At 33.5% G+C, this 11,610-nt stretch carries 8 protein-coding genes and 1 tRNA gene; 7 read left to right on the top strand and 2 right to left on the bottom strand.

Going from position 1 to position 11,610, the window contains the following annotated elements; all coding sequences use genetic code 11:
- On the top strand, positions 1-539 hold a 539-nt coding region (locus BBH99_RS02495), incomplete at its 5' end, for an alpha/beta fold hydrolase (protein ID WP_066691498.1).
- Positions 540-541: 2 nt separating this feature from the next.
- Here the strand turns inward: BBH99_RS02495 and upp are convergent.
- A complete protein-coding gene (gene upp, locus BBH99_RS02490) occupies positions 542-1,192 on the bottom strand; it encodes a uracil phosphoribosyltransferase (protein ID WP_066691496.1) in 651 nt (216 codons plus the stop codon).
- A gap of 149 nt (positions 1,193-1,341) precedes the next feature.
- The gene (der, locus tag BBH99_RS02485; protein ID WP_066691495.1) at positions 1,342-2,652 is read right to left on the bottom strand and encodes a ribosome biogenesis GTPase Der; all 1,311 of its coding nucleotides are present in this window, start codon (positions 2,650-2,652) and stop codon (positions 1,342-1,344) included.
- 258 nt (positions 2,653-2,910) lie between these two features.
- On the opposite strand from der, the gene BBH99_RS02480 reads away from it, so the two are divergent.
- From BBH99_RS02480 to BBH99_RS02450, 6 genes are all read left to right on the top strand, one after another.
- Positions 2,911-2,981 (top strand) — tRNA-Gln (locus BBH99_RS02480).
- 239 nt (positions 2,982-3,220) lie between these two features.
- On the top strand, positions 3,221-4,546 hold the full coding sequence (locus BBH99_RS02475) for a hypothetical protein (protein WP_066691494.1): 1,326 nt from the start codon (positions 3,221-3,223) through the stop codon (positions 4,544-4,546).
- 5 nt (positions 4,547-4,551) lie between these two features.
- On the top strand, positions 4,552-5,124 hold the full coding sequence (locus BBH99_RS02470) for a DUF6705 family protein (RefSeq protein ID WP_123872965.1): 573 nt from the start codon (positions 4,552-4,554) through the stop codon (positions 5,122-5,124).
- Positions 5,125-5,562: 438 nt separating this feature from the next.
- Complete coding sequence (locus BBH99_RS02460) at positions 5,563-6,063, top strand: hypothetical protein (protein ID WP_066691484.1); 501 nt, start codon at positions 5,563-5,565, stop codon at positions 6,061-6,063.
- Positions 6,064-6,381: 318 nt separating this feature from the next.
- On the top strand, positions 6,382-7,920 hold the full coding sequence (locus BBH99_RS02455) for a T9SS type A sorting domain-containing protein (protein ID WP_066691482.1): 1,539 nt from the start codon (positions 6,382-6,384) through the stop codon (positions 7,918-7,920).
- A gap of 5 nt (positions 7,921-7,925) precedes the next feature.
- Positions 7,926-11,546, top strand: coding sequence for an RHS repeat protein (locus BBH99_RS02450; RefSeq protein ID WP_123872963.1), 3,621 nt, complete (start codon positions 7,926-7,928; stop codon positions 11,544-11,546).
- Positions 11,547-11,610 lie beyond the last annotated feature (64 nt).

Below are 11,610 nucleotides of genomic sequence, written 5' to 3'. Positions count from 1 at the left end.
TAGAAAAATACACTCAGGAATTAACGGAATATTGTACAGAAAATAATTTAACGGATGTATATATTCTGGGGCACAGCATGGGCGGCTATATTGCCCTTTGTTATGCGATGAAACATCCTGAAAATATCAATTCCATTATGACTTTGGGAACAAAATTCGATTGGACAGAGGAACAGGCTTTAAAGGAAAGTAAAATGCTTAACCCGGAAGCTATCCTTGAAAAGGTTCCACAATATGCTCAACTTTTAGAAAAACAACATGGTTCGAAATGGAAGCAATTACTTCCTGCCATAGCTGATTTAATGATTGATCTTGGGAAAAATCCACCATTAAAAGACCATCTTGCTTCTATTCATACTCCTGTTCAGATTATGGTTGGAGATAAGGACAATATGGTAACTCTTGAAGAAAGCGCCCATGTTTACAGAAGCCTACCTAATGCAAAATTGGCCGTACTTCCAGAGACAAAACATCCCATGGATAAAGTACGACCTAATTTATTATTGAATTTAATAAAAGATTTCTGGAATCTTTCTTAAAATTATCTTTGTAATTTTTCTCCGTAGCTTAAATCTCCGGCATCACCCAATCCTGGAGTGATATATCCTTTTGATGTCAAATCTTCATCAATGGCTCCTACCCAGATATGAGCATCAGGATAGGCATTCTGAACGGTTTCAACACCTTGTCTTGAAGCAATGGCTGCTACAATATGAAGCTGGGTCGGATTTCCGTTAGTCAATAAATCTTTGATCGCTTCAATTAACGAAGCTCCGGTAGCCAACATGGGATCTGCTACAATAAGAGGCCTTCCTTCAATGCTCGGACAAGTTAGATAGTCTTGCTTGATTGAGAAATAATCATTGGCATCATGTTTCCTATAAGCTGCTACGAAACCGCAATCTGCTCTATCAAGATAGTTAAGAATTCCTTCAAATAAGGGAACACCTGCTCTTAAGATGGTTGTAATTACCGGCTGTACTGCAATTTCCCTGCTTTTAATGGTATCTAAAGGAGTTTGGATTTCAACATCTCTTACTTCCAGTCCTTTACTGATTTCAAAGGCCGCAATTTCTCCGATTCTTTCCATATTTCTTCGGAATCTCATTCGGTCATACTGAACCTGAATATTTCGAAGTTCATTAATCCATTCATTAACAAGGGAAAAATTTTGCGATAAAATAGTAAGCATGAAGATTTTGGTTTTTTAATTATAGTTAGTAAACATTAATTGCTGCAAAATTACAACTAAAAAATGAAATTGAAGTTTGGCAGCGAATAGTATATCTATAAAAAATCTGGTAAGGTTTCCCTCACCAGATTTTTATTAAAAAGTCATTTTTATTTTTGTCTGAAATATACTTCAATCGGAACTCCGGTAAACCCGAATTCTTTTCTCAGCTGGTTTTCAGTAAATCTCTTATATGGTTCTTTCACATACTGCGGCAGGTTGCAGAAGAATACAAACTGTGGTGATGGTGTAGGAAGCTGAACGCAATATTTAATTTTAATATATTTTCCTTTCAACGCCGGTGGTGGTGTATTTTCAAAAATAGGAAGCATTACTTCATTCAGTTTTGAAGTTTTGATCTTCTTTTTACGATCTTCATAAACCTCCATTGCTACATCTACCGCTTTAAGGATTCTTTGTTTCGTTAGAGCTGATACAAACAGAATTGGAATATCCTGGAACTGACCAATTTTATCTTTGATTGATTTTTCGAAATCACGCATTGTATTGGTTTGCTTGTCTTCAATCAAATCCCATTTATTGACAAGGATTACAATTCCTTTTCTGTTTTTCTGTGCCAATCCGAAGATATTCATATCCTGGGACTCCCATCCCTGAGTAGCATCTACCATGATGATCACCACATCAGAATATTCAATAGAACGGATAGATCTCATGACAGAATAGAATTCCAAGTCTTCATTTACTTTAGACTTTCTTCTCATCCCGGCTGTATCTACCAATACAAACTCGTGGCCGAATTTATTGTATAAAGTCTGGATACTGTCTCTTGTAGTTCCTGCGATATCTGTTACAATATTTCTTTCAACATCCAATAAAGCATTGGTCATTGTAGATTTTCCTACGTTCGGACGACCCGCGATCGTAATTTTAGGAAGCCCCTCAAAAGGATCTTTATATTCTGTAGTAGGGAAATCTTTGACAATATCATCTAATAAATCCCCGGTTCCAGAACCTGTAGCTGAAGAAAGTGTATAATATTTCTCGATTCCCAGCTGATAGAATTCTGTTGCTGCAAGTTCTTCCTTTGCTGAATCTACTTTATTAACTACAATATAGATTGGTTTGTTTGATCTTCTAAGGAGTCTGTAAATTTCGTGATCAGTGTCCGTAAGGCCTTCTTCCACATTCATCATAAAGATAATGGAAGTAGCTTCATCTACTGCTAACTGTACCTGCTTACGGATTTCTTCTTCAAAGATGTCATCTGTACCTACATCATACCCTCCGGTATCAATTACGGTAAAATCTACTCCATTCCAGTCAGACTTTCCGTAGTGACGGTCTCTGGTTACACCGGCTGTAGAATCTACAATAGCCTCTCTTCTTTCTAATAAACGGTTAAAAAGCGTGGATTTTCCTACGTTGGGACGTCCAACGATTGCGACAATATTTGACATAAAAAATGTTTAATAATCCTTTTGCGTTGCTAAGGATAAGTTATTAATGGGTTACTCCAACTTTTGGAGCCCAATTTTTTTGCAAAGATAAGATTTTATTATTTAGGATTAAAAATCTTCCTCATTCTAAAAATTTTTCTTAAAAAATAATTATTTGGATATCAACAGATAAGACCGTTACCACGAAATGATAGCAATAAATTTTTAATTTTGATTTTTGTAGTTCAAATAATTTTTCTAGTTTTGCAGCATCAAAACAGACCCATGGTGTAGCGGTAACACTACTGATTTTGGTTCAGTCATCTGGGGTTCGAATCCCTGTGGGTCTACAAACCATCCTTTTTCAAGGGTGGTTTTTGTTTTTATATAACGTACCTGTTTTTTTATTCCAATTTCTTATAACTAAAATTCCCCCCAACTTTTGAGACTGATCCATGAAACCTTAAACGACATAAAAAAATAACAAACGCTCCTTTGTCTAAAGATAATTGCAAGATATTTTTAAATCTTCATTTTGTGAAATAAAAAATATTTCTATTTTTGCCAACCTAAAAAAATAAAAAAATAAATGACCAGAAAAGTTATTTCACAGTTACTGTTAGTAGTAACCGTCTTATTCTTTTTCAATTCTTGTAGAACAGATGAAACCATGCAAGAAGAAAAAAGAACAGAAAGAGAGAAAATTGAAGCCTTTATAAGATTTGAGAGTAACTTAATTACTCAAAAAAGCACACAAAAAAACAACTCTGAATACATCAGCTATCATAAACCGTTTAAAGAAATCATTCAAGCGTTTATGAACAAAAATCCAGCTTTTGCTCAGAAATTCCAGAAAGAAGTAGGTGATATTTATTTTGACCTGAGAAGTTTAACATATGGAGAAACTTCAAAAGTTATTGTCTACCCTATCATGAAAGACGATAAAGTAAATGCTTTTATAATTGGTGTGATAAATCCACAAAGAGATTGGGTAAATTTTACAGTTGCAAAAGATGACACTCCTGAAGTACAACGTATCATTTCAAAGTTTCAAAACTTTTATAATTCTGCCTCTGTAACATCAAGAGGAGGTAGAGAAGAAGAACAACCTATAGAAGAAGTTGTAATTATTGTTGATTCTCCTGGACCTGTTACCTTTCCCTATGTCGACCATAATGGTTTTGGGGGTGGCATGAGTGGTGGTGGACCTGAATTTAGTGGTGGTGGTAGTGGTAGTAGTAACCATTCTCAAAATCAAAGCAATCAGAATCTTTGTGAAAGAAGTAAAAATATGTTACAAAAAGATGATGTAAAATCTAAGATTAAAGAGCTAAAAGACCACGCCCCTAAAGGTGGTGAAATAGGTGTAAAATTTAAAGTTGATGGAACACCATCTGAAACAATAACTGGTGGTGCTCACAGTGTGAATTTTGGAGATAAAACAGGTTATGCAGGAGGTTATCACAACCATACTACATCAGGAATACCAATGTTATCTCCACCAGATATCGATCAATTATTAGGTTTTGCAAGAGCTCAGCCTACACATGATGCTTTAAATGTAAAAAACGCCTATATGGGGATGGTTGCTCCAAATGGCATGCATTATGTAGCTATTTTCGACGGCAATTATCAAGATGCCTTAAAAAATTTTTCTCAACAGGAAATAGATAATCAGATTGCAGATTATATAAAAATCGAGAGTGAACTAACTGATATTGGACGGAGTGGAAATACTTACATAAATAGTAATGGAACTATAAATAATCTAGGAGTAGAAAAATTATTTTTCGAAACTCTAAGGAATATGGGGTTAGAAGGAAAAGTAAGACTCCAAAGAATTGAAAATAATGACACAGTGATAAAAAACATTGATTTAGACGGTAATAATACCCCAACTCCAACAACTTGTTAATAAATATGAAGACATTAAATATAAAAACGATTATACTTTTTAGCATACTCATAAGTTTCTTACCATGTAAAGCCCAAATAATACTGCCTTTAAATGTTTCTTTAAATTCTATAGTTGCCAATGCTTATGTAAAAGACTTAAATAATGAATTAACACCTTATATTGGAACCTACAACACTAACTTTCAGGGAAAAGATATAACATTATATATAACAAAGGTTGAAAATGCTTTACAGAAAAGTTCTAGGAAGAATTACTATTCTGACATATTAGACGTAAAATATATTGTGAAAAATTCTAATATAATTTTACAAGATACTAAGAATAATAGCTCTCCAAAAATAGAATTTTATAGCATACGCACAAAACCCAATGAAAATTCGGTAATGTTTTTCTATAGTGGAACAAACTGTCGTGTTGGATGGGGAACAATCATTTTAAAGAAAATAAATTCTACACAAATCTCATGGGAATATAAACCTAATGATACTACTCTTGATGATAGCAGATGCCCACCAGGAACAGATATTAATATTTATTTACCCGAAACAAAAGATTTGATTTTTACAAAACAATAATTAAAAGATTATTTATCTCTTCAATATTTAGCCTTGATCCAAACGATCAAGGTTATTTTTTTTCTAAAACCAACTAATGGATGGCTTAACAAAGAATCTACTACATAGTACCAACACATATTACAATATTCTATAGTAATCTCATTTAAATCCACCCAATCAATCCCAACAGGAAATATTAATTCAAAGTATGAGGAAAATACCTATATAGCTTTTAAAGAATTTTAAGTATACTTGCAATCATAAAAGACACAAATTCAATGATAATTTATTATACCAAATCAGGACAAACCCTTACTGATCTCTGTAATGAGATACAGCTTGAAAATCCTGAGTGTTTAAGGGATTATCATAATCAAAATTGTTCTTTGTCTGAACGCTTTACTGGTGATATTGTTCAGGGGATGAAAATCTATATTCCATCATCAACTGAAATCCTTGAGCTCAACAAAAAAAATCAGAGACAATAATCAAAGTTTCTATGATTTCCCAGCTAAAGGAAAATTTCCTTTTGACTTTAAACTCTGGGAAGGAAATTATCAAATTACCCAGACTACCTATTCCGATGATACAATCCTTGCAAAATATGAAAACAAAGTAAGATTAGATATTGAAGGAATTAAAAATGGATATTATCACTTTCTTTTCTCAGCATTTGACTTTAGAAAAAATGAGGACATTTCGGATTCCAAAATGGACACCCTTGCAAAAATGTGCATAGAGGTAATCTACCCAATTCGATATATTATAAATCCCGAAGGGAAGCTTATTGATATAGTACTGACAAAGAAAACAGAAGATATTGTTTCTGAATTGGATTCCATAAAGAACTTTTTTCCAGATCAATATTCATCTGATTATATTGAAAAGATGAAAGGTATCATTGAAAATCCAGAAATCATTTCACAGAATCAGGCCATTATTTTATACAAACACTGATGAATAAGCAGCTATAAAAAATCTGCAACATAGTACCAATATATACTAATCTTATCTCAATAATAATCCTATTCCAACTCTTACCAACCTAATCATACTATTTATGGTATTTCCATGAACGGTAAAATAATTTTAATACGACATGATTTGGCGTACCTGACAAGTACTTTTGTTTCAATGCAAAACAAATAATTATTAACTCCACAAAATTGTGATAAAAATCATATTAAATCACTTTAACATGAAACAAAAAAACATGTTAAAAAAAGTTAAATTTGCGAAAAGATCAAACTAATACTAACTCAAAAAAACAAGAGGATGAAAAAGCTTTATCTCTGTGCATATACTTTATGCACAATGCTTAGCATATCAGCTCAGCAAGTTGTTTGGCAAAAAGATATTAAATCTTCCACACAAGATTTTCTAAGCCAGGTGACCACTACCATCGATCAGCAGTATCTTATCACAGGAAGCTCAATTCAGATCAGCAAACTTAAACAAGAAAACAAACAAAACAATGGTTACGATTTTCATGTGATTAAACTTGACCAGCAAGGGAATGAGGTCTGGGAAAAATATTTTTCAGGACAGAGTCATGATTATTTATCTGCAACGGTAAGCACCCAAGATGGTGGATTTTTAATTTCAGGAACTTCTTATTCAGGAAAAGGTCTGGATAAAAAAGATAATTCCAAAGGCGGTTCAGATATCTGGCTTATCCGAATTAATGAATTCGGTGATGAACTTTGGCAAAAGACTTTAGGAACTTCTTCGGATGAAGAAGCTAAAGCGGTAATTCAAACTACTGATCTAGGTTTTATTGTGGCTGGAAACGTACAAAACTCATCTAAGGGTTATGGCTCTAAGGATGTATGGATCATTAAACTGGATAAAGATGGTAAAGAACTTTCACAGTTAATCTTAGGTGGAAAGGGCTTAGATGAAGTAGAGAAAATAATTCCTACCCGTGATGGCGGAGCTTTATTAGGCATCTATTCCAGAAGCTCTGTAAGTGGTTCAAAGAAAACTGAAAACTTTGGCGAAGGAGATTACTGGATTATAAAAATCTCTAAAGACAGTAAGGTAGAATGGGAAAAGAACTTTGGAGGAAAAGGCGATGATCATTTGAGAGCTCTGGCATTGACTTCAACAGGCTTTATCATTGGTGGAGAATCCAGATCAGAAAGATCAGGTAATAAAACTGTCGGATTAGAAGAAGGAACAGACCTTTGGTTAATTTCTCTTAATGAGAGAGGTGAAGAACAATGGCAAAAGTCCTACAATTTCAAGAACCGGGATATTTTGATGGGAATGAGTGTGATTCATTCCGCAGACAATCAATCTAAAGGAATTCTTTTAGGCGGTTACACTCAGGCCGAAGGAAGAATAGAAAAAGATGATGAAACATTCTGGATGCTTTACCTGGACAGCAACGGGAATGAACAATGGAGAAAGCATGTCGCAGGAGAATCCAGACAGAAAGAAGAAAGGCTTTCAGACTTGAAGCTGAATCGCGATGGTTCCATTATCCTGGCTGGAACAAGTGCTAAGGAACTGGGAAAAGAGAACTGGAAGATTGTAAAGCTGGGTGATAAACAAGTGAATGATCTGATAGAGAAATATGATATCAAGATCTACCCAAATCCGGTATCCGATTATGCGTATGTAGAAATAGGCTTTGACTTCAAAGAGGCTGATATTATGCTGTATGATATGAGCGGAAGACAGCTTCAGAACTTTAAAACCAGGAACAGAGTGACTAAGATGAATACCCAGGCTTTAGTACAGGGAGCCTATTTAGTGACTATAAAAACTGATAATAATAAAACAGCGAATGCTAAACTGATTAAGAAATAGAAATAATGAAGAAGATTTTAATAACAATAATATTCATATTAATATATTCATTGGGGTTTTCACAAATTTTTAAAGATCCCAAAAATATTTATCCTTATGCACCTGAAACAAGTAGTTTGTTAAAATATCGGGAAACACCAGTTTCTAACTATACAGGAGTACCTGATATTTCAATTCCAATTTATACTGTTAAGTCAGGTAGTGTTGAAGTTCCTATCACTTTGAATTATCACTCGGGTGGTATTTTAGTATCAGAAATTGCTACATCTGTAGGTTTAGGCTGGTCAATTAATACAATATCTCCTATTACACGTAAAATTAATGGTTATACAGATGAGAATGGTGTGATGAGGCATGATGATAATATAGAGAGCTTTCTTAATAGTGGGATTGATAATCAAGAGTTAAGGTTAAAGATGACTGCTTTTGGACTTTCCAGCCAATCTTCAATTGCTGATCTAATGTCTGACGAATTTAGTTTATCGATCGATAATTTTTCTGGAAGTTTTTTTTACAATCCTAAGGATAAGAAAATAGTAACTTTCCCAATATCAGATATGAAAATAGGCTATTTTATTAAGAATCTAAGTTTGGAACATAATCGAATAGATACCATTAATGTAATTACAACTAATGGTCTAAAATACATTTTTGGAGGGGATGGAATAGAAACCTCTAATGCTACAGGATCAATGATGACTAGTAATTATTATGGGGTAAATGCATGGAAGATTAAAAAGATAAAAGGAATAGATAATAACGAAATTAACTTTTCATATTTATCTAATCACTATTTCAGAAGAGAGCTTGCACCTCAAACAATAACAATTCCATATACTAATTACGCTTTCAGTACCGGAGCCTGTGGAGGAGTAGTTACTGAACCATCTACTCCAGAAGTACCAAGTTTTGATATAACGTATGAAATGCAAGAAGCTCTTCCTGAAAAAATAGAAACGTCAGATGCTGTGGTTAGTTTTGTATATTCCGATAGATTGGATTTTAGTAATTTAAAAAAGTTGGACAAAATTCTTGTTAAGGATAAATCAGGACGATTTATTTCTGAAAAAAGATTCAATTATGGTTATTTTGAAACAATTCCAGATCCTTCTTCTGCTAATGATCCAACAGAAGATATAACCAAAAGACTTAAGCTTCTTTCCTATCAGGAATGTGATCAGCATGGAAAATGTATAACAACTTCTTTTCAATATTATGAAGAGAATAAAATGGCACAAAGATTATCCTATGCAACTGATCACTGGGGATATTTTAATGGTAAATTTAATAATTATGGATATCCCAATGTTCCTATAAAATATTATAAATTCTCTGGAAATTCAATAATAACTGTTGATGGTTGGATTGAGGAATTAGGTTCTACTATTGCCAGAATAGCTAATAAAAATGTGGAGCCCGAGTTTACTAAAACATTCTCTTTAAAATCTGTTACTTATCCTGAAGGAGGTAAAAATGAATTTATTTATGAACCCAATACGGCAAGTTCAATGTTATATGAACCTAGTGAAGAACATTATTATTTAGCGAAGAAAAAAACTCTTCCAAGAGGAGATTCTTTTGTAATAAGTGGATCTGTACAGGGGGAAAATATCAATTATTCTCATACACCAACAATAAATTATGGCACAGAGAAAATCTTTGTTAAAGAAATAGATCTCTCAAGCTATAGGAAAGATTTGGATTTGGAATTGACAATGTCTTATAGTTCTACATTTCGCGCGTCTAGTTTTTCTAACTCTTTAAATGATAGTTATCTACGAGCTGAAATTGCTATCTATTATTATGAGAATGGTGTAAAAAAATATTGGCTTCAAAGTTCTCCTTTAAAAGATGAAGTTACAATGAAGTTTAGAAAGTTTAATAATCTTAATGTACCAGCTCAAAAGATCTATGCAGAAATAAAACATATATACTGGGGGGGACTTAGTTCATATGGCAATATTTCAGACTATATTTACTTTTATTCACAGATTGCCTTTAGCTGGGATATTCCAGATCCAAATGCTGGTCATGATTCAATTATATTAGGAGGAGGAATACGTATCAAAGAAATTAAAAATTATGATAATGATGGCCAATACAAATATTCAACAAAATATTCATATACTAAAAATGGGAATGGTCTACTTTCTAGTGGAGTTTTATTTAATATTCCTATGTATACGAAAAATAATAGAATAGGAGTCATAAAAACTGGTCAGTGCCCAGATGGTACTGGGCCAGCTGTTAGTAAAACGATTAATGATGCTATAGAAGTTTCTGTAAGACCTGCAATTAATGGAATGAGAACTCAAGGGAAAACTATTGGGTATACTAACGTTGAGGTTGTTAAGACAAATGCTGCAAATACTGTTAAGGGAAAAGAAATATTTCAATATTATGTAGAGTCTCCATTAGAAACAGGAGATAACTTTCTTGCAACAACGGAAAGTACTTCTGCTAGATACGAGTTTATGGAAAGTAGGGACTGGAGAAATGGGCAGTTATTAAAGTATATTGCTTTGAACAATACCAACGATACCCTTAAAGTAGTAAAAAGAGATTTCTATCTTGCTGGACCACCGAAGGTCACAACAGATTATCAGTTAGAAAGAAATATTAAGATGATCTTATACCATTTGATTTCGCCTATTGATTATTTATCAGGAGGGAAGCCATTAAGAGATACGTCTTCGGGAGCATCAATGATGGAACCTGATGTTTCTATAAATGGCATATTTCCTTCATATATTGGAGTTAATACTAATAGTAGTCCTGGTCCATTTCCAATCTTAGTAAGACATAACGATGCCTTTTTATTAAAAAAAGAAACGATTACAGAATATTTTAATGATGGAAAGAAAAAATCAAAAATTATTGATTATTTCTATGATGAGCCCTTGTTCCCTACTCAGATAACTTTAAAAAGTGAATCTTATTCAGAAGGTATACAAATTAGCTCTAAAATGGACTTTGCATACCAGAAAGGTAATCAATTGATGATAAGTAAAAATATGATTGATATTCCTCTGGAAACAATTATAACTCAAAAAACTGAAAACACTACCAAAACCCTTTTTAAAATATCAACTACTTACCCAGTAACCCAAACAGAAGCCAATACTAAAACCTCGGGACTTATTCTGCCGACTTCTGTTCAATCATATGACCTTCAAAACCTTAGTATAGCTCATACAGAAGTCACTTATGATAAGTATGATTCTAAAGGAAATCTTCAACAATACACCACCAAAGACGGCATTTCAACGGTAATCATCTGGGGCTATAATGGAACCCAACCTATTGCCAAAATAGTTGGAGCTAAACTTTCGGATATCAGTCAGTCCCTTATTGACAGTATTGTGAATGCCTCTAATACAGATGCAGCAGCGGAAAGAAATAATGATGAGACCAATTTGCTAAATGCTTTTAATACCTTTAAAAGTAATTTAGGTGGCTATCAAATCACCACTTACACTTACGATCCTTTAATTGGAGTAAGAAGCATCACTCCACCATCCGGCATCAGAGAAAGTTACCTCTACGATTCAGCTAATAGACTTGAAAAAGTTGTGGATGCTAACGGAAAGATAGTAAAGGAAATGAAATATAACTACAAAAACTAACAAACGATGAAAAAAATACTCATTCCTGTAGGCCTGTTGCTGATAAGTTCTTCAGCACAAGCCC

It is taken from the genome of Chryseobacterium contaminans (assembly GCF_001684955.1).
Lineage (GTDB): Bacteria > Bacteroidota > Bacteroidia > Flavobacteriales > Weeksellaceae > Chryseobacterium > Chryseobacterium contaminans.
This window is presented reverse-complemented; position numbering and strand designations above follow the sequence as displayed.

Excerpts from the sequence above, each read along its gene's own strand:
- upp (WP_066691496.1), bottom strand. The coding sequence starts at position 1,192 with ATGCTTACTATTTTATCGCAAAATTTTTCCCTTGTTAATGAATGGATT.
- der (WP_066691495.1), bottom strand. The coding sequence starts at position 2,652 with ATGTCAAATATTGTCGCAATCGTTGGACGTCCCAACGTAGGAAAATCC.
- BBH99_RS02475 (WP_066691494.1), top strand. The coding sequence starts at position 3,221 with ATGACCAGAAAAGTTATTTCACAGTTACTGTTAGTAGTAACCGTCTTA.
- BBH99_RS02470 (WP_123872965.1), top strand. The coding sequence starts at position 4,552 with ATGAAGACATTAAATATAAAAACGATTATACTTTTTAGCATACTCATA.
- BBH99_RS02455 (WP_066691482.1), top strand. The coding sequence starts at position 6,382 with ATGAAAAAGCTTTATCTCTGTGCATATACTTTATGCACAATGCTTAGC.
- BBH99_RS02450 (WP_123872963.1), top strand. The coding sequence starts at position 7,926 with ATGAAGAAGATTTTAATAACAATAATATTCATATTAATATATTCATTG.